This is a genomic window from Streptomyces sp. NPDC050738 (genome assembly GCF_040654175.1).
Taxonomy (GTDB): Bacteria; Actinomycetota; Actinomycetes; order Streptomycetales; family Streptomycetaceae; genus Streptomyces.
The window spans coordinates 347,486-366,554 of record NZ_JBFAHN010000008.1; the positions used below are offsets into that span (position 1 = coordinate 347,486).

The following is a 19,069-nucleotide window of genomic DNA, read 5'->3' on the forward strand; positions in this document are numbered from 1 at the left end:
CCGCACAGGGGCGGCGGAGACGAGCTGATCCGTCACCGGTCGGCGGCGAGGCGCAGCAGCTCCTCCTCGGCCGCTCCGGTCCAGCAGCCGTCGCGCAGCAGCGGGCCGACGGTCGGGTGGCGGGCGACCAGTTCGCCGAGGGTGAGCAGCGGCAGGCCGTCGAGTGCCGGGTAGACGACGACCTTGCCGGGGACGGTGCGGTCGCGCACCGCGTCCAGCCCGTCGAGCGCACCGGCCATCCCGCTGACCGCGCCCACCGACAGGTTCGTGTCGAGCCGGCCGTCGGCGACCTTCGCGAGCACGGCGCGCATGTCCGCCACCGCACTGCCCGACGTACCGACGAAGTACAGGCGCTTCGCCGCGTACGTGTCCAAGTCGATGGGGCAGGGAACGTCGGTGGCGATGCCCGCGAAGATGTTGATGATCCCGCGCGGGGCCGCGTCGTCGATCGCGGTACGGATCAGGTCGGGGACCGGCGCCATGACGAAGCAGTGGTCGACGGGGCCGCGCGGGCGCTCGGTCCGCGGGTCGAAGAGGCGTACCTCGACGTCGTGTTGGGCAGCGAGGCGCGTGATGCGGCGGCGCAGCGCTTCGGCGCGCAGCGGGTTGCGTACGGCGCCCTCGACCAGGGCTTTGGGCTCGGACGTGACGATGGCGCGGACCATCGCCATGACGCCCGTGGGGCCGCCTGCTCCCACGACGTTGACGTGGGCGCCCGCGCGGAGTTCGCCGGTTGCGGGGATGGTGTCCAGGCAGTCGGCGAAGGCGTCCGTGGTCGTCGCCGCGATGCGGAGGTTCTGGTAGTGGACGCGGCCCACGGGAACGTCGACCGGCCGCCCGAACAGGCCGCCGCCGGTCGCGATCAGCACCAGGCCGCCGGGGGCCACGAGGGGCAGGAGGCGCTCCAGTTCGGTGGCGTCGGCGCCGTGGTAGAGGAGGTCGTCGACCGACTGGGGGGCGAGTCCGGCCGGCTCGACGACCGTACTCCCGGACAGGTCGAGCCCGGACAGATCTCCCGCGCCGACCACCAATACCCTTCCGTCCGGCTTGATTTGACGCCGCTCACGGACTGCGTACGCGTTCTCCACGCACGCCCACGGCTCGACGAGTGCCAGCCGGCTCGCGGAGGGCTCGTCGGGGGCCGGCAGCAGGTAGCTCTCGCCGTCCGCCGCGATGGTGACCCGCTCGTCGAGCAGTACGTACTGCTGCAGACCGCCCTCGAAGTTGTAGCCGAAGGCGCCCGTGGAGTCGGCCGTGGCGAGATCCCGGAAGTTGGCCTGCACGACGTACCGGCCACCGACGACCGCGCTGGTCACGCCGGAGCCGACCGCGACGACCCGCAGTACGACCTCGTGGCCCGGCACGGTCGGCAGGTTTCCGGGTGCGTAGGACGGGACGGACCGGAGCGCGTCGTCAGGGAGGACCGGCCCCTTGCGTACATGCCGGTCGAACTGGTGGCGCAGCTTCACATCGGAGAAGCACAGCCCGACGCACTCCACCCGGCCGAGTATCTGGCGGTCGCCCGGGGCCGTAACCGGCTTGTCCCGTACGAGAGTTACGAGATCGGGGCCGGTGAACCGGACGGCGGTCTGCACGCGGGGAATCATGCCGCCCAGTACACCTCACCCGAGCCCACCAGGTGATCAGTCGAGCGCGGCGAACATGCCGGGCTCGTACGAACCACCCTGGTTGTCGAGGATCACGCCGACCCGGTTGGCCGCGTTGATCATGGACACGAGCCAGACGAGCGCACCGACCTGGTCGTCGTCGTAGTGCTTGCGCACCGCGGCCCACGTCTCGTCGGAGACTCCTTCGTTCGCGTCGGCGAGCCGGGTGCCCTCCTCGGTGAGCGCGAGGACGGCGCGCTCGGCCTCGGTGAACACGGTGGTGTGGCGCCAGGCGGCGACCAGGTTGAGCCGGAGCGCGGTCTCGCCGGCGGCCGCGCCCTCCTTGGTGTGGACGTCGACGCAGAACCCGCAGCCGTTGATCTGGCTGGCGCGGAGCTGGACGAGTTCCCGCAGGGACCGGGGGAGGGTGGACTGTTCGAGGGCGAGGCTCGCGGCGTAGAAGCGCTTGGCGATCTTCGCTGCGGTGGGGCTGTCGAGCAGGTTGAAACGGGGTTCCATGACGTGGTCCTCACTCGTGTGAATGCCGTGCGGCTGCACTGGACGAACACAAGATGCCGACGACAAGATCCTTGTGACGGCGGGGAGTTGTGACGTACGCCACCTGCCACGAGTGTCACAGGGCGGCGCCGAGAGGTGTCCTCTGTGCGACACGACCGAGAGCGGAGTGGACAGGAGCGGGACATGGACGAGCCGACGAGGGACAACACGGAGGCGTTCGTCGCCCACCGCAACCTGCTCTTCACCGTCGCCTACGAGATGCTCGGCTCAGCCGCCGACGCCGAGGACGTCCTGCAGGAGACCTGGCTCCGCTGGGTGGGCGTCGACCCCGCCGTCGTACGCGACCAGCGCGCGTACCTCGTCAGGATCACCACCCGCCAGGCGCTGAACCACCTTCGCAAGCTCAGCCGCCGCAAGGAGTCCTACGTCGGCCCCTGGCTCCCCGAGCCGCTGCTGACGGCGCCCGACGTGGCCGATGACGTCGAGCTGGCCGACAGCGTCTCGATGGCGATGCTGCTGGTCCTGGAGACGCTCGCGCCGACCGAGCGGGCCGTGTTCGTGCTGCGCGAGGTCTTCGGCGTGGAGTACGACGAGATCGCCGAGGCCGTCGACAAGAGCCAGGCAGCGGTCCGCCAGATCGCCCACAGGGCGAGGGCGCACGTGGCGGCACGCCGGCCGCGCGGGTCGGTGACGGCTGCGGAGACGAAGGACGCCCTGCAAGCCTTCCAACGGGCAGTGGAGACAGGCAACATGCAGGGCCTGCTGGACATCCTCGCCCCGGACATCGTCTTCCTGGGCGACGGCGGCGGTGCCGTACAGGCCGCGCTGGTACCCATCGTCGGCGCCGTCACGGTCGCAGCCCTGCTGGTGGCCGGGAACCTGCGCGGGAGCGCGGCGGCGCTGCGCCCGGCCCAGGTCAACGGCTACCCGGCACTGATCCTGCGGCGCGACGGCGAGATCGACACGGTACTGGCGGTACGCATCGACGACGGCCTGATCACCGGGCTCTACGCGGTCCGCAACCCGGAGAAGCTGTCGCGGGTGGAGACGGAGACGGTGGTGAGCCGCTGACCAGCCCCGCAACCGAAGCGGGGGCGCACGCGTCCGTCATGGTCATGAGCACGAACGACAGCGGCACGCCGCCCCCGAACCGCCTCACCGGCACCGGATGCCTTCTCGCCGCTCTCGGCGCGGCTGTGGCGCCTCTCGCGTGGGGGCCGCAGGCCGCGCAGAGCATCGACGGCGGTTTCGAGGGCGAAGCCCGGGACCTGAGTGTGCTCTACATCGATCTGCCGTTGATCGTGCTCGGCGGCGCACTGCTCCCGCTGTTCGTCCGGGCGGTGGCCGCGAGATTCCTGCACCGCCCCTGGGCGGCGACGCTCCTCGCGACGGTGGCGCTCGCGCTCGGGGTGTGGGGTCTCACGGAGTGGTGGACTCCACGCCACCAGCCGAACCCCGGCTACGGTCCCGGTATTTGACGCCCGACGGACGACCGACGAACGACCCACGAGGAGAGCACATGTCGACGCTGCGATTCCGCGCTGCGGGCCCCGACGACGCCGAGGGAATAGCCCGCTTGCACGCGGACAGCTGGCGGAGGCACTACAGGGGCGCGTACTCCGACGCCTTCCTGGACGGAGACGTCCTCGGCAACCGGCTGTCGGTATGGGCATCGCGCCTGGCCGAGACGGCAGCCTCGGCGACGATCCTCGCCGAGGACGAGAACACCCCCGGCCTGACGGGTTTCGTACATGTCGTCTTCGACGAAGACCCCCGGTGGGGCAGCCTCGTCGACAACCTGCACGTCGCCAACGCCAGGCGCCGTACGGGGGTGGGTGGCGCGCTGCTGACCCGGGCCGCGGAGGCGGCGGTGTCCGAGGCGACCACAAAGCCCTTGTACCTCTGGGTACTTGAGCAGAACACGACCGCCCAGAACTTCTACCGCGCCCACAGCGGCACCTGCCCCGAAGAGCCGGTGCTCGTCGGAGCCCCGGGCGGCGACCCCACCCGCCTCGACGGCACACCGAAGAAGCTCCGCATGGCGTGGGCGGACGCCGCGGAGGTGGGACTCAGGCCAGCCGCAGGTCGATGAAGGCGACGTCGTCGCCCGGCAGTACGTACCGCTCGATCTCGACGAAGCCGTGGGAGCGTGCGAACCGCAGACCCTCCCGGTTGGCCTCCAGGACGACCGTCTCGATCACCCTGGCACCGAGCTTCCGCGCCGCCGCCAGGCCATGCGCGTAAAGCTGCCCTCCCAGCCCCTGTTCGCGCAGCTCGGGGAGGATGCGGGCGATGACGGTGGCGGTGGAGCCGTTCTCGTCGGTGGGCGGCCGCACGGTCGAGCAGCCGACGAGCACGTCGCCGCGGTACGCGACGGCCAGCTGATTCCGCCCGGCGCGCTCGCGGACCTCGTCCAGGGAGAGGACGGAGGAAGCGGTAGGGATGATCACGTTGTGGACATGACGCCAGTCCTGAAGCCTGGCCTCGGTGTCGGCCTGCTGAATACGAAGATCGGTCACGCTGCAGAGAACCGCACGCGCCCGGGCGCGTCAACCGCGACGCGGGGAACTGCGGCGGATCTTGCGCGCGTTGTGAGGGACATGAACGCCGATACGCACGGACCGCGGGCGACTGCTCGCCGGCGAAGCAGCGAGATGATCGCGATCCCGCCGGGACAGGTGACTCTGTCGGACCGGCGCACACAGCGCAGTTGGTCGGTCGAGCTCCCGCCTTACCAGCTGGCGGCTTTCCCGGTCACGCAGGAGTTGTACGCGCAGACCACAAACCGTCGGCCGAGTGCGTCCAAGGGCGACCGGTCGCCTGTCGAGGGCGTCTCGTGGTGGGACGCGGTGCGATTCTGCAACGCCTTGTCGCACAGCGAAGGCTTCACGCCTGCGTACGACCTGGGCCCCGAGGACGAGGACATCGAGTGGGACGTCGCCGCCGACGGGTACCGACTGCCGACCGAAGCCGAGTGGGAACACGCCTGCCGGGCCGGCACGACGGGACCGCGTTACGGGGAGCTCGACGAGATCGCCTGGTATCGCGAGAACTCCGCCGAGCGCCCCCACTCCGTGGGCGGCAAGCTCCCCAACCCGTGGGGTCTTCACGACATGCTCGGCAATGTCTGGGAATGGTGCTGGGACGTCTACGACGCCGAGGTCTACGGCTCCTACCGGGTGCTCCGAGGCGGCGGCTGGTTCGACGAGCACTGGAGCTGCAGGGCCTCCGTGCGGCGCCGGAGCCATCCGACCTTCCGGGTCGACGATGTGGGCTTCCGCGTGGCGCGGTGCCTCGCTTGACCCTCGGCCTGTCGGACTCACCTTCCCGGACGGGGGATTCGGCTGCCGCCCGGGTGTCCGGGCGAGCACCGCGGTGGACCAGGACCCCTGTTATGCGTCGCCCCAGGTGTCCAGATCGCCGTCGAGTACCTGCTCCCAGTGATCGCCGTCAGCTGTGGTGGCGTCGACGGTTTCCGCCCACTCCCGCAGACTGTTCCGGGCGTCCGTGCGTTCATGTTCCGTGGCGAAGTCGCTGATCAGGAACTCATGGTACAAGCGGATCAGCGTGCAGAACCGCCCCAGGCTGTCGGCCAGTTGGATGGACGAGTAACCGGTGCTGTGGTCCTGGAGAACTGCACCCGTACCGCCGTCGAGCAGAATGGCGCCACCGGTCCACTCACCCAGCAGAAAGTACGGGCCTTCACTCCCGGGTTCATCCACGTCCGCCGGCCATTCGACCTCCCGAAGCCCGTCCTTGTGCAGGTCGACTGTGTGCATGAAGGGCAGATGCCGCGACAGCGCGGGCAGCCCGACGGAGGTGAGAAAGCGGCGTGCACCGGGATCGGTGACCCCCGGGGGCATCTGATCCGGTGGCAGTACGCGGCAGGTGCCATCCCCGAAACCATCCTCCAGCCACTCCGGCGCGGGGCCGCCCGTGGCAAGCGCCGGCGCGGGACATTCCCAGACAGCGACACGCGTATAGGGACCCGCGTACGGCTCCGGGAGCGCAGGCAAGTTGGGCTGGACGCCCGGCACCGCGCTGACGTGGACGCCGAACAGCCCCGTGGGCCCTGCGATCTGCCAATCCCCTTCTCTCACCAGGGGCTCCAGGGGCTCCAGGGGCTCCAGGGGCTCCAGGGGTGAGGACCGGAAGGGGCGATGCGGCCCGAGCATGTGCCGCACCGGAGGGCCGACTTCGCGTACAGGCCAGGGGGCCGCTCCGGCGGACGGCTCCTGGAAGCGGCCGAAGGTTCCGTACGGACGGCACCGTGACCAGACCGTCTGCCACGGCATCCCCACATCCGCCGCGACCATGGCGTCCGCCAGTACGTCATCGCCTCTGCCGACCGCGGCGTGGTGGAGCCAGGCGATCCACTCCCCGTGGGGGGCTCCGGCCAGCCCCAACTGCCCGAGGTAGTGGGCATCCGTGACCAGACCGCCCTGCGGCACCCCGCCGGGCCAGAATGCCGCGATCCCCTGCAGCAATCCGTAGGCGTCCAGGCGCGCCACCACAGAGCCGTCGCTCAACACACCCTGCAACCCGCCCGCATGTGCCGCATGGACGGCCAAGGTCCGTGCCGCATAACGCGTGAGCGGAACGTCCGGGAGCCCCGGCCCGCGCACCTGGCGTGAGAGGTACGCGGTCAGCTGCTCCTGGTCCACCGGCCGCAGTTGCCGGATGCGATGGCGCAGCGACTCGGTACGGAAGCCGACCTCACGGCCGTCGCCCTCACGAAGTACTTCCGGCAGGGCTTCGACCAGCTCCCGCAGCTCCTCCACCGGAACGTCGTGCCCCAGCGCTGTGCAGAGTCCGGACCAGACCTCCACCGCCACGCCCCGGAGTTCGGCCGCGGCCAGGACGGACAGTGGCGGGCAGGCATCCAGCACCTCGGCTGACAGATCGTCGCGAGGGGTGGGGTCCGCCAGGACAACCTCGTTCTTGGCAGGCGCAAGCACCCACGGCTTCTCAGCGGACCGCTCGACGACGAACCGGACATCGCCAGGCGCCGACACCTTGAGGGTCCGGACTGCCCGTGTGACGCGGTCCGCTTCGTTCGATGTGACGAGGGGTCCCGCCCACTGGACATTGGCGAGCAGAGCGACGCCGCGCCCCCGGATGCCCCGCGCATCGCGGGCAAGTGAATCCGACCGGGCCGGCACGCCCCATGCACCCAGCAGGCGGCGTGCAACGTCATCTGCTGTCAGGCCCTGGCAATCCAGCGCTACGGCTTGCGGCAAACGCTGCGCCACCCGATGCAGCAGGCGGGTCTTCCCTGCCCCGGCGGCACCACGGACCGCGAAGGTCTCGTAGAGACGATGAGGCTCGCTGAGCCATGTGTCGATACGGGCAAGGGCTGCGTCGGGTGTAGCACTCACCAGGTCCTCAACTCGTCCGTGCTTCGGCGGTCGGGCAACCCGTTTCACTCGTCAAGGCCGAAGACGAACGACCAGATGCCCGCCTCGGAGCCGGACTCATCGACGGCGCGCAGCGCGACTGCCACATGATCGCGCAAGAGGAACTTCTCCTCATCTTCCGTGACGGAGCTGTGGGTTCGCACTCCGGTGATCCATAGGCCGATCATGCCGTAGAAAGCCGATGGCGCCGATGCCAGCAGAACCCCGTCCAGATCGCTTTCCGCAGGATCGAACGGCATACGCAGAATGTGTCCGGTGACTCCGTCGATGACAAGCACCCCGCCCGTCCACCTGCCGAGGCAGAAGAACGGCCCATCCGTAGCCGGACGCTCAACGCCCTCCGTCCAGGAGAGACTACGAAGGAACCAGTCCCAGTTCGGCTCGAGGGACAGACCGCTCTCGGCGAACTCCGGCACTCCGAGCTCCACGAGGAGCCTGCGGGTCTCTCCGTGGGTGAGCCCGTCGGGCAGTTCCTTCGGATCGACTGTATGGAACACCTCGGCGCCGAACAGAGTCCGCAGATCCTCCGGCCCTGGCTGTGTTGACGCGCCGACAGGCGTCGTGGGGCCGGCCGAGGCGTACGGGATCGAGGGACGACCGCGCGGCGGCTCGAGTGATGTGGTGCCTTCGGCACAGGACACGGCGAGCACTCCTCCGGGTCCGCCGATCAGCAAGAGATCCCCGATGGGCAGCATCGACCCGTCCAAGAGCCGAAACGCGGCGTCCTCGGCGCCCTCGGTGTCCGGAAGACGATCCCAGATCTCCCGGGCGCTTGCCGGGCCCCCGTCGACCGAATCAGGCCAACTCAGCTTGTGGCGATGCTCGTCAGGAATCCCTTTTCCGCCCCGCCACGGGCCTGCGATCAGGTCACCCGTCGCCGGGTCCCACACCGTCACATCGGCATGGTGCGGCCCGCCCAGCGAGGCGACCGCCATCCGATCCTGCCAGCGGACCTCCACGAGAGCGTCGACCGTGCCCGCCTTGAGGAAGCCGATGTGGTGACCGCCCGGCGGCCGCCAATTGGTCCACCGGGCGGTCCACGGCAGCCGGACCCCGGACTGTTCCACCGCGGCGGCAAATGCGTGGTTTCCGCGGGCGAACGCCATCAGATGCAGCCAGGACGCCCACTCGCCCTGCGTGGAGGGCGCCACGTCGTACAGCCACAGGTACATCGCGTCGGCGGCTGCCGTATTGCCGCCAACCGAGCCTTGGTGGGCGCAGTAGGCGGCATCCATCAGCTGGGTCTGGGGAATGTTGGCCGCGAGACCCCCGTCCGCGACGACACCGTCGAACAGGGTGGACGCGTCGGAATTCTCATGGGCGCCCTGCACGGCGTGCATGGCCAGTCCTTTCGCGGCGTACGCCCCCAGAGGACCGGCCGCCTGCCACCCCTCGGGGTGACGCAACTGGGGTGCGTGAGCGCGCAGCCAGGTGGCCATGTGCCGGTTGGCCTGCGCCAGGGCGCTCGGAGGCATCTCCTGCCGGATCGCTTCCGCCAGCGCTTCGTCGACGAAGGCGACGCCGTCCTCGCTGATGTCGAACCACTCGGGGGCCTCCTCGGTGAAGGCTGCAAGGGACCACTCGTCCCAGCCCTCAGCGCCCAGGGCCACGGTCAACTCTGCCCAGACAGGCAGGGGTACGACGTGCGGTTCGGCGAGGGCGAGAGCGCGCACAGGCTCCGGCCACGGTCGGTGGTCCGGCACAGGGCCGGCGTTCAGGGCGAAACCCTTGTCCGTCCCTTTCAGCAGACCGGGGGCCGCGACATGCGCTACGACGCGCATCCCCTTCGCTGAGCACACGAACCGCAGCATGCTGCTCAGCAGACGCTCCGCTTCGCACGAGCGCCTGGTCCGTCCCATCCGGTGAACATGGGCGAGGAGGACCAGTCGGCGCGCGGACAGCCACCGGACTCTCTGCTCCCATCCGCCATTTTCACGGTCCTCGGAATCGACGCCCAGCAACTCCGTGACACGCCAGACGACTTCCTCGGCCGTCAGCCCGCTCACATCGAGCAGAACACTGCCCTCCACCTGCGCATGCAGGTTCTGCAGTACGGGCAGGGCGTCTGCGCCCGAAGGCCCGTCGAGGAGGTGGACCCATGTCCCCGCCGGGCGCTCCGTACGCCACCACTCAAGGAGTCCGCCCGTCGCATCGTCCGGAACCACGGCCGTGAGATTCGGGTGGATGCCGGCCAAGGTCGTACCTCCAGGAGCCCTCTGCGGTGGACCGGGATTCACTTGGCGTTCGGGCAAGAAGGCCCGTCGTTGCCGTCTCGAACTTCGTCAAGCTCGGACAGTACGAGTTCGTAATCGTCGAGCAAGGCTTCGAAGTTGTCGGACTCTCCCTCCCAGACGGGGGATTCGGCTGCGGCTGGGTCCACGGCGCGAAACCATTCCGGGAGGCTTTCGCCAAGGTCGTACATCTCTGCGTCGCCGGCGGTGAGGGGAGTGCAGAGGGCTGTGTGGTGGAGGGCGAGCAGGATCAGGAACTGGCTGATGCTGCTGCCCGCGAGGTGGCGTTCGGGACCCGATGCGGAGTGGCAGGTCATCAGCACATGCCCTTGGGATCCGTCGAGCCACAGTTGCCGCGAGCCCACCTGACCGAGCCCCGACAGCAGGGTGCTGCCCTCGACGGGAGTCAGACCGCTGACTGACAGATCAGGTGAGTACAGACCACTGATACCCCGCGCCACGGGCCAGCCGGTCTCGGTCAGGAACCGTCGTGTCTCCTCGTGCCGCAGCTCGACAGGTAGTTGTGCCACGGGGATCGGCCGACAGGCATCGGCCCTGAAACGGTCCTTGTTCTCCAGCCAGGTGCGGGACAGGTTCTGGGCGCTGGGGATCGGCCAGGGAAGTGCCCAGGGCGCGCTGTGGGAAATGGGTCCAGGGATGAAGAGTGTGGGCCAGGGCTCTGCGGGGTGAGCTGCCACGGCGGCCTCGTCCACCACCGCGGCGAAGAGCCCGCCCGTGCCGGCGAAAGCCCACAGCGCCCCTTCCTTGCCGGCGTCTCCCAGCCGAACGGCCTCGGATACCGCGTTGGGCATCCGGGGCACGCCGGCGCTCTGCTCGTGGTCGAAGCGCCAGGCGTCCCCGGGCTTCTTCGCGTACTCGACACCGGGAAACGGCTCTCCGCGCGGCCGGTCGGGCCAGTTCTGTTCGATCCGGGTCGGACCGGTCAAGAGCTCGCCCGTCCAGGCGTCCCACATGCGCCGCTCGTACACGGTGAGGTTGTTGGGGCCACGCATTTCGAGTTCGCGCCAGTCGCTGAGCGCCCAGGCGTCGTCGTACGAGGCAGCGCGCAATTTCTCCACCCGCCCCGGGTCCTGCGCCGACGCTCCGCTGCGTCCTGGGAGCCGCCAGCGCGACCACACCGTTCGCCATGGAAGAGGAACAGCGAATTCGACGAGGGCGTCGGCAAGCGTCGTGTCGCCGCGGCTGACCGCCGCATGATGCAGCCACGCCACCCACTCGCCCTGCGAGCCGGGTTCAACTCCCTGAGCATGCAGGTAGTGAATGTCCGCGGCGATACCGTCAGGCGGAACACCATCGGGGTATGCGAGGGCCAACGCCTGCCACATGGCGTACCAGTGGACTCGTGCCAGGAAGCGGGCATCACCGAGCAGGGCCGTCAACTCACCGGCGAGGGCGGCGTGGAGGGGGAGAGCCCAGGCGATGTACGCGTCCGTCGCGTCGTCGCGCTCAGGCCCGGCCTCCAGCAGACCGAGCAGCGCCCGGGCCACAGCACCCTGCCCGGAACGCGAGAGAGGGAAGACACGGCGAGCCGCGTGGTGCATGGCGTCATCCGTGAAGCTGACGTACTGCGCGCGAGCATCGTCGGGTTGCAGAACCAGAGCTCCGGGCCACGCCCGTGCCACTGCACGAAGATCCGCGATCGGAAGGTCGGTCCCGCTCAACGCGTGGGTGAGCGCCCTCCACACCGTCATGGGCAGCCGGCGTGGTTCCATACCGGCGACGGCAGTACGTGCGGCTGCCACCACGTGCTCGGGGAGTGCGCCCACATCAAGTCCTGGGGGCAGCGATGCGACGGCCTCCTCGGCGGTCGCCTTCACAGAGATGCCCAGGTCCCACGTCAGTTGGTGGCACACGGACGCCGCGATGCGCTGAGGCTCGGACGAGGTCAGCACAAGTCCCGCCCACTGGACCTGTTCCAGATGGATCTCAGTCGGCCGTTCGCCGGCTTCCGATACGCGCCGGAGCACCTCGTCCATGAGGCTTCGGGCTGTCTGCCCACGGCAGTCGATGTACATGTGCCCTGCTCCTCAAGGTGTGGAAGGTGTGGCGACCTCTGGCCGTTTGCGGCATACATGTCCGAGGCAATCGTTCCTCAAGGCAAGGAGTGCGCCCGTCGCGTCGTCCGGAACCACGGCCGTGCGAATCGGGTGGGCGCCGGCCAAGGTCGTACCTCCAGGAGCCCTCTGCGGAGGACCGCGGGTCACGTGTAGTCGTAGCCGGTGCTCGAACCGTACAGATCGTGTGTCCAGCCGTCGTATTGTGCGCCCTTCTGGTCGACGGCGGCGAGGAGGTCGTCAGTGCGCACACGCAGGAGGTGGGCGTCCTGGTCGCTCGAGTGTGTCGCCAGGAGACGGACTCCGCGGTGGAGACAGAGGAGCATGGTGACGAAGTGCGCCAGGCTGGAAGCGACCGGTTCGCCGTCCTCGTCGTCGGGTGCGAGGGCGAGAACTCTGCCGTCCTGGCCGTCGATGATGAGCTGTGCGCTCTTGTAGGAGCCGATGGCGTAGTCGGGGAGTTCGGGGTCCTCCGGCCACCGGATCTCTTCGATTCCTTCGTGCAGTGCGGCCAGCCTGAAGCCGAAGCGGTCAATGTGGGGCAGCCCGGTCGCGGTCAAAGTCGTGCGGGTCGCCTGGTGGGTCAGTCCGTCGGGGAGCGCGCTGTCGGGCAGCCGCTGAAGTACGTTGTCGCCGAAATGGTCGCGCAGTTCGCTGTACTCGGCGAGAGCCACGGGGCCGGTCGTACGGGATCGCACACGGCCGAAGGGGCCGATCAGACTGTGTCCGTCGAGGGTCGCCGGGCCGGTGCGTGCGATGCGGTCGACGGCGACGAGGCCTCCCGGCCCGGCCAGAGCCGTGAAGTCGTCCGCTGCGAGCGCGGCGGGAAACAGAGCGGTTCCTTCCGCGGGCGGGCGGGACGACTCCACGCGATCTCGCGAAAGCCGGTTGCCTTCCGCGTCGACCGGCCATGCAAGGTGGGGCGAGACGTCGTCGGGGATGGCTCCCTGCCAAGGACCGGCCAACAGCTCGCCTGTTCCGCTGTGCCAGATGTGTGCCGTGCGGCGGTCCCCTCTGCCGGTGCTCAGCAGGGCGGGCCGGTCCTGGTGTCGTACAGCGAAGAGTGTGTCCGTATTTCCTGGTTCGGCCAGGCGGGAGAAGACTGTTCCCGGCGGTCGCCAACGCGCCCACCGTGTGCGCCAGGGCAGGTCGATACCGGAATTCTCGATGCCGTGCACTGCGCCGGTGTTGCCGCGGGCGGTGTGCGTCAGATGGAGCCAGGCTGCCCATTGCGGCTGGTCGCCGGGTTCGAGGCCGCAGTCCCAGAGGAAGTACGCGTCGGCGGCGGCGGTGTCCGTGCCCACAGAGCCTTGTTGGGCGAGGCAGGCGGCATCCAGCAGTTCGCGCTGACCGATGTTCGCCAGACTCGCGCCGTCGCCGAGGAGATCGCCGAAGGTCCCGCCTTGTGCACAGTGCATGGCGAGAGAGTGCGCCGCGTAGCGCCCCAACGGGCCGCTCGCCGCCCACCCTTGAGCGTGGCGGAACGCGTCGGCCCGGGCCCGCAGTCCGGCCGCCACATGTCGATTGACCCGCGTCATGGTTTCGGGGTCGGTGGCGGAACGCAGCGCCTCGGCGAAGCTCTCCTCACGAAAGGCGATCCCGCTCGGGCCGCTGACGAGTCGGTCGCCGTACGCGTCGACAAGGCGCATCAGCGTCGCTTCGCTCGTGTCCGCCGCACCCGTGCCCTCTGCGAGCATCGCCCAGGCCTGTACGGGAACCTCACGGAACTCGGCGAGGGCGAGTGCCCGTATCGCGGCCGGTACGTCCCGATCCGTCGGTGCCGGGACGGGGGCAGGCGCGGGGAGCCGGAAGGTCGTACGCCCGAAGACGGACCGCCCGCTTGGCGGCATCGATTCGACGAGCACGCACAGACCTGCTCGGGAGAGGCCCCCCACGACGTGATCGACCACATGTCCGCCCTGGACGGAACTCCGGGTCGAGCCGGCCCGGTGGCAGTTGTGGACGAGCGCGAGAGTTCGGCGTCGGTCGGATGGAACTGCGGTCAGGAGATGGCCGATCCATCCCTTGGGGTGTCGGACGTCGGGGTCGAGACCGAAGTGTTCGTAGGTCTCCTCGATGAGCTGCTCGGCCGACTTGCCCGTCGCGTCGAGGGCGAGATGACCAGGGACGTGCTCACCGACCTCGGACAGAACGCTCGTCCTGCCGGACCGACCGGGCCCGGTGACCTCGATCATCCACCCCTTGCCCGGTTCTCGTTCCTGCCAGCGGCTGAGTACGTGCTCCACCACGCGCGCACGCGGAGTCTCTTCCAATGAAGCGCTCACTTCCGTCACCGGCTACACCCGGTCTTCGAAGTTGTAGTCGTCGAAGACGCGTTGCCAGCAGTGCCCTTCGTATGCGGTGAGGTCAATCTCTGCGAGCCATGACCGGAGGTCGCTCATCACGTCCACATACCAGTCCGATGCGTACCACCAGTAGTAGAGCCGGGCCATGACGACGAACTGCTGCAGGGAGCTCGCGGCCAACCCGTCGCCGAGTTCGGAGGAGTTGTCATGCACGACAAAGCCTGTACTGCCGTCGAGGAGAAGCTCTGCCCACTGCCACTTCCCGAGAGAGAAGTAGGGGCCTGAACCCGGAAGCGGATCAGTACGCTCCGCAGGCCAGTCGACAGGGTGCCAGTCGGCTCCTGTCCACGTGCTCGTGTCGAGCTCCAGGAAGCCTCTCACGCAGGGGAATCCGATTTCGGAGAGGAATCGGCGAGTCTCCGGATCCGAGATTCCTGCCGGCAGCGCATGCGGAGCGATGCGCCTGATGACGTCCTGCCCCCACACGGCTTCGAGCCATCGCGTTGTGGGGCGGGCAGCTTCGGCCGGCACGGCCGCCCGGCCCATCCGGGTGTTCGTACGCAGCAGCCTCTTCAAGACACCTGATGGCAGGGAGTGCGACAGCTGGGGATTGATTTCGACAGCGGACACCCCGTCTTCGGATGCCAGTACCGCGAGCTCTCCCGCGCGCGCACTGCGCGTGACGTGCCGAGGCATACGGGGCATGTCGACGTATCCCTCGGCAACGCCTGGAGGCCGCCAGCCCTTGAGGCCCTGATCCGCGACGATGGCGTCCGGCACGAGTTCGGCGTCGGCAGGAGGGAGGAGCGGTGTCCCAGAGGCCATGACCCAGGCGTGGGCCGGGCCCTCCTCCCGGTGGGCGACCGCCACATTGCCGGCGTCCGTTCGAACGATGGTGAGTTCGCGGACAGGGGGTCGTACGACCAGACGGTCGGTGCTGAGGAGGTCGGGCCCGGTACCGACACTCCACAAGGTGCGCCAAGGCATGGAAGCGGCCTCCGGCGTGCCAGCCAGGCGTGCCGCCAAGTCTTGGCCCGATGCGCTGCGGTACATCAGACTCTGGTGAAGCAGTGACAGCCACTCGCCGTGCGAGGACGGCCAGACCCCGCGTTCGGCGAGGTGGTGAAGGTTGGCGGCAAGGGTCCCCTGAGGGACCTTCTTCTGGGCGTATTCGACTTCGAGGGCTTCGAAGAGAGAAGGCGCGGTGATGCGGGCCACCGTCTTCATATCGCCGAGCAAGGCCTCGAACCGGCCAGCTGCCACCGCGTGGCCGGCCGTGGCGTGCTGTGCGTACCAGGACAAGGCGGCGTCGAGTTCATCGGCGCACAAGAGAGCAAGCGCCCGCGTGTGGAACCTGTCGGCCTGACTTCGCGACACCGATGCACGCCAGAAGGCAGCCGCCGCGTCGCTGCCAAAGGTGGCGCACGGCCCGATCGGATCGGTATCGACACGGAGGGTGACGTCGCTCGCATTGTCCGAGGCCAGCGCTTCCAGATGCGACTCGGAGACGTCAAGACCCATGGCGGAACAGAGATATGGCCATGCGTGAAGGGGTACGGACCGGGTTGGCGCCAGCGCCAGGGCTTGGAGAGTGGCCACGTCCGGTGAACTCCGAACGTCGTTCGTATCCGCAGGTGCAGTGGAATCTCCACGGAGTGTGAGGTCACGTCCGCGGAGCTCGGCAACCATTCCTGCTGAATTCTCCACCTCGATGATGAGGCGCATCTTCACGCGCCGCTTCAAGCGTGTGGTGAGTTGTCTTACGAGCTGATGCAGGACCCGCTGCGGTTCGAACGAATTGCGTAGAGTCCCGGACCACTGGGTATTCGCCAGGAGGACGACAGGGTCACCTGTGATCTTAGCGGCGGCCTGAGCAAAATTTCGATCGTACGACTCGGGGGACTCGACACCCAGATCATTTGCCAGCTTCCGGGCAATTTCCTCGCTGTTGATGCCTGCGCAGTCCAGAATGATTGCATCAGGCTTATGAGTGGCGACCTCTCGCAGTAGTTCAGATTTTCCGGACCGGGCTTTGCCGCCGATCCATAGCCACGCGCTGTCTTCCCGCGGCCGGTCGATCCACCGCAGAGTACGGTTCAGAGCAAGGTCGGAGGAGATCTCCTCCGGGGGAGAGGACAGGGGCATCAACATCTCACATCACTAAGTTGGCTGTGCAGCTCGCACGCGGAAGGCCTCGTGAGTTCGCCGTCGAGTACCTGCTCCGGGCATCTGTGCGTTCGTGTTCCGTGGCGAAGTCGCTGATCAGGAACTCATGGTACAAGCGGATCAGCGTGCAGAACTGCCCCAAGCTGCCGGCCAGTTCGATGGAGGAGTACCCGGTGCTGTAGTCGTGGAGAACTGCGTCCGTGCCGCCGTCGATCATAAATGCGCCACAGGTCCACTCGCCCAGCAGAAAGAACGGACCTTCGCTCCCGGGTTCACCCCCCGTCCGCCGGCCATTCGACCTCCCGAAGCCCGTCCTTGTGAAGGTCGACCGTGTTCTCCTCCAGCCGCGACGGCGCGGGACATTCCCAGACAGCGGCGCGCGTATATGGATTCGTGTACGGCTCCGGGAGCGTAGCCAGGTTGGACTGGATGCCCGGCAGTGCGCGGACGCGGAACCGGCCCGTGAGGCCGGTGATCAGCCAATCCCCTTCGCTACCGATTGCCCTCCCGATGGCGGCGCCAAGCTGTTCCTCGAGGCCCCTATGATCTCCGGACTTTGGGCAGCCTGTTCATTCATCGAGGCCGAAGACAAACGACCATGCGCCGGCCCCGGCCCCGTGGTCGTCGACGGTGCGCAGTGCGGCTGCGACATGGTCGCGCAGGAGGAACTTCTCCTCATCCTCCGCGATGGTGCTGTGCGTGCGCACTCCGGTGAACCAGAGACCGGCCATGGTGAAGAAGGCAGACAGCCCCGACGCCACCAGCACCCCGTCCAGATCGCTTTCCTCCGGATTGAACGGCATGCGCAGGACATGCCCGGTGATTCCATCGACGACGAGCACTCCCCCCGTCCACCTGCCGAGGCAGAAGAACGGACCTTCCGTGTCCGGCCGTTCGACTTCCTCGGTCCAGGAGAGGCTGGAGAGAAACCACTCCCAGTCCGGCTCGATGGACAGACCGCTCTCGGACAACTCGGGCACCCCGAGTTCCAGGAGGAGCCTGCGGGTCTCGTGATGGGTCACCCCGTCGGGCAGGTCGTCCGCATCGATGGCGTGGAACACATCGGGGCCGAACAGGGCGCGCAGGTCCTGCGGGCCCGGCACTGAGGCGCCGACGGGCGTGATGGCGCCGGCCGTGGCGTATGGAATCGATGGACGGTTGCGCGGCGGCTCAAGGGCCGTGATCCCTTCGGTGAAGGAGATGGCAAGCACTCCTCCGGAGCCACCCAGCAGAGAGAGGTCACCGAGCGGCAGCATCGACCCGTCCAGGAAACGGAATTCGGGGTCATCAGTCTCCGGAAGGCGGTCCCAGACGTCGCGGGCGTTCTCCGGACCACCGGTGCCGGGTTCGGGCCAGGTGAGGTCGGAACGGTGTTCTTCGGGAATTCTCTTCCCGCCCGGCCAGGGGCCCGCGACCGATGCGCCCGTCATTGCGTCCCAGACTTTTACGTCGGAGTGTCGGTCCCCGCCGACTGAGGCGACCGCTTTCCGTCCCTGCCAGCGGACCTCCACCAGCGCTTCCACCGTGCCCGCCTGGAGGAAGTCGAGGTGATAGCCGCCGGGCGGACGCCAATTCGTCCACCTGGCCGTCCAGGGGAGTCGGACGCCGGAGTGTTCCACAGCGGCTGCGAATGTTCTGTCGCCGCGGGCGAATGCCATCAGATGCAGCCAGGACGCCCATTCGGCCTGGGCGGAGGGTGCCACATCGTACAGCCAAAGGTACATCGCGTCGGCGGCTGCGGAATTGCCGCCCACCGAACCCTGGGACGCGCAGTGAGCAGCATCCATCATCGGTACCTGCGAGATGTTCGCGGCGAGGGCGCCGTCCGCGATGACGTCTTCGAACAGGCCTGTAGAGCCGGGGGCTTCATGGTCGGCCTGGGCGGCGTGCATGGCCAGCGCGGCCGCCGCATACGCGCCCAACGGCCCGCCGGCCTGCCAGCCGGCGGGATGATGAAGCCGGGGTCCGAGAGTGCGCAGCCAGGTGGTCATGTGTCGGTTGACGTACGCCAGAGTGCCGGGATCCGTCTCCCGGCGGATCGCTTCCGCCAGCCCTTCGTCGGCGAAGGCGACGCCCTCCTCCTGTACGTCGAACCACCCCGGAGTCTCCCCGACGAAGCCGGACAGAGAGTCCTCGTCCCACCCCTCCGTTCCGAGTGCCGCCATCAGCTCCGCCCAGACCTGGAGTGGCACAACGCGAGGTTCGGCGAGAGCGAGCGCACGCAACGGCTCCGGCCGGACGGGCGGTTCCGGTGCGGCGGCGCCCCCCAGAGCGAAACCCGCGTCGGATGCCCCGAGCAGGACAGGGGCGGCGAGATGGGCCACAATGCGCAGCCCTTTCGCGGAGCACGTGAACCGCAGCATGCTGTTCCGCAGGCGTTCCGCTTCGCACGATCGTCTGGTCCGGCCCATCCGGTGCACGTGGGCGAGGAGGACCAATCGGCGCTCGGACAGCCACCGGACCTTCTGCTCCCAGCCGCCGTTCTCCCGGTCCGCCGGGTCGACCCCCAGCAACTCCGTGACGCGCCAGATGACTTCCTCGGCCGTCAGCCCGGTCACGTCGAGAAGGACGCTGCCCTCGACCCGCGCCTGCAGGTCCTGCAGGACGGGCAGCGCCGTGCCCGACGGACCGTCGAGCACGTGCATCCATTTCTTCGCCGGGCGTGCGGTTTCCCACCACTCCAGGAGAGCGTCCGCCGCTTCGTCCGGCGAGACCGTCGTGAGGGCCGGGTCGGCATCAGTCATCTTC

At 68.5% G+C, this 19,069-nt stretch carries 13 protein-coding genes; 4 read left to right on the forward strand and 9 right to left on the reverse strand.

Translation table 11 applies throughout. From position 1 onward, the window contains the following. Positions 1 to 32 precede the first annotated feature (32 nt). Together AB0H78_RS22880 and AB0H78_RS22885 are read right to left on the reverse strand one after the other, a co-directional pair. The gene (locus AB0H78_RS22880; RefSeq protein WP_363236354.1) at positions 33 to 1,595 is read right to left on the reverse strand and encodes an alcohol dehydrogenase catalytic domain-containing protein; all 1,563 of its coding nucleotides are present in this window, start codon (positions 1,593 to 1,595) and stop codon (positions 33 to 35) included. A gap of 48 nt (positions 1,596 to 1,643) precedes the next feature. Then, a complete protein-coding gene (locus AB0H78_RS22885) occupies positions 1,644 to 2,126 on the reverse strand; it encodes a carboxymuconolactone decarboxylase family protein (RefSeq protein WP_363236355.1) in 483 nt (160 codons plus the stop codon). A gap of 183 nt (positions 2,127 to 2,309) precedes the next feature. Here AB0H78_RS22885 and AB0H78_RS22890 point away from each other — a divergent pair, with 183 nt between their 5' ends. From AB0H78_RS22890 to AB0H78_RS22900, 3 genes are read left to right on the forward strand one after another with little or no spacing between them, the layout of a single operon-like run. Next, positions 2,310 to 3,197, forward strand: coding sequence for an RNA polymerase sigma-70 factor (locus AB0H78_RS22890; protein WP_363236356.1), 888 nt, complete (start codon positions 2,310 to 2,312; stop codon positions 3,195 to 3,197). Between the two features lie 44 nt (positions 3,198 to 3,241). Continuing rightward, positions 3,242 to 3,604, forward strand: coding sequence for a hypothetical protein (locus AB0H78_RS22895; protein WP_363236357.1), 363 nt, complete (start codon positions 3,242 to 3,244; stop codon positions 3,602 to 3,604). 41 nt (positions 3,605 to 3,645) lie between these two features. Next, positions 3,646 to 4,218, forward strand: a complete 573-nt coding sequence (locus AB0H78_RS22900) for a GNAT family N-acetyltransferase (RefSeq protein ID WP_363236358.1) — start codon at positions 3,646 to 3,648, stop codon at positions 4,216 to 4,218. Here the strand turns inward: AB0H78_RS22900 and AB0H78_RS22905 are convergent. Then, on the reverse strand, positions 4,196 to 4,645 hold the full coding sequence (locus tag AB0H78_RS22905) for a GNAT family N-acetyltransferase (protein WP_363236359.1): 450 nt from the start codon (positions 4,643 to 4,645) through the stop codon (positions 4,196 to 4,198). The two genes, AB0H78_RS22900 and AB0H78_RS22905, sit on opposite strands and share 23 nt — an antisense overlap. 135 nt (positions 4,646 to 4,780) lie before the next feature. Between AB0H78_RS22905 and AB0H78_RS22910 the strand changes: the two genes are divergently transcribed. Then, positions 4,781 to 5,428, forward strand: a complete 648-nt coding sequence (locus tag AB0H78_RS22910; protein ID WP_363236360.1) for an SUMF1/EgtB/PvdO family nonheme iron enzyme — start codon at positions 4,781 to 4,783, stop codon at positions 5,426 to 5,428. Between the two features lie 90 nt (positions 5,429 to 5,518). Here AB0H78_RS22910 and AB0H78_RS22915 read toward each other — a convergent pair whose 3' ends face one another. From AB0H78_RS22915 to AB0H78_RS22940, 6 genes are all read right to left on the reverse strand, one after another. Beyond that, positions 5,519 to 7,084 carry an SUKH-4 family immunity protein gene (locus AB0H78_RS22915; protein ID WP_363236361.1) on the reverse strand — a complete coding sequence of 522 codons (1,566 nt, stop codon included), beginning with the start codon at positions 7,082 to 7,084 and terminating at the stop codon, positions 5,519 to 5,521. A 464-nt stretch (positions 7,085 to 7,548) separates the two neighbouring features. Then, on the reverse strand, positions 7,549 to 9,549 hold the full coding sequence (locus AB0H78_RS22920) for an SUKH-4 family immunity protein (protein ID WP_363236362.1): 2,001 nt from the start codon (positions 9,547 to 9,549) through the stop codon (positions 7,549 to 7,551). A 227-nt stretch (positions 9,550 to 9,776) separates the two neighbouring features. Then, positions 9,777 to 11,282, reverse strand: a complete 1,506-nt coding sequence (locus tag AB0H78_RS22925) for an SUKH-4 family immunity protein (protein ID WP_363236363.1) — start codon at positions 11,280 to 11,282, stop codon at positions 9,777 to 9,779. 713 nt (positions 11,283 to 11,995) lie between these two features. Further along, positions 11,996 to 14,098, reverse strand: a complete 2,103-nt coding sequence (locus AB0H78_RS22930; RefSeq protein WP_363236364.1) for an SUKH-4 family immunity protein — start codon at positions 14,096 to 14,098, stop codon at positions 11,996 to 11,998. A 48-nt stretch (positions 14,099 to 14,146) separates the two neighbouring features. Then, positions 14,147 to 16,306: an SUKH-4 family immunity protein gene (locus AB0H78_RS22935; RefSeq protein ID WP_363236365.1), complete on the reverse strand. Its 2,160-nt coding sequence runs from the start codon at positions 16,304 to 16,306 to the stop codon at positions 14,147 to 14,149. Between the two features lie 584 nt (positions 16,307 to 16,890). Further along, a complete protein-coding gene (locus AB0H78_RS22940; protein ID WP_363236366.1) occupies positions 16,891 to 19,065 on the reverse strand; it encodes an SUKH-4 family immunity protein in 2,175 nt (724 codons plus the stop codon). Between the last annotated feature and the right edge of the window lie 4 nt (positions 19,066 to 19,069).

What these genes read in the sequence shown, in the direction of transcription:
- AB0H78_RS22885 (WP_363236355.1), bottom strand. Translation starts at nt 2,126, where the DNA reads ATGGAACCCCGTTTCAACCTGCTCGACAGCCCCACCGCAGCGAAGATC.
- AB0H78_RS22890 (WP_363236356.1), top strand. Translation starts at nt 2,310, where the DNA reads ATGGACGAGCCGACGAGGGACAACACGGAGGCGTTCGTCGCCCACCGC.
- AB0H78_RS22895 (WP_363236357.1), top strand. Translation starts at nt 3,242, where the DNA reads ATGAGCACGAACGACAGCGGCACGCCGCCCCCGAACCGCCTCACCGGC.
- AB0H78_RS22900 (WP_363236358.1), top strand. Translation starts at nt 3,646, where the DNA reads ATGTCGACGCTGCGATTCCGCGCTGCGGGCCCCGACGACGCCGAGGGA.
- AB0H78_RS22910 (WP_363236360.1), top strand. Translation starts at nt 4,781, where the DNA reads ATGATCGCGATCCCGCCGGGACAGGTGACTCTGTCGGACCGGCGCACA.
- AB0H78_RS22935 (WP_363236365.1), bottom strand. Translation starts at nt 16,306, where the DNA reads ATGTTGATGCCCCTGTCCTCTCCCCCGGAGGAGATCTCCTCCGACCTT.
- AB0H78_RS22940 (WP_363236366.1), bottom strand. Translation starts at nt 19,065, where the DNA reads ATGACTGATGCCGACCCGGCCCTCACGACGGTCTCGCCGGACGAAGCG.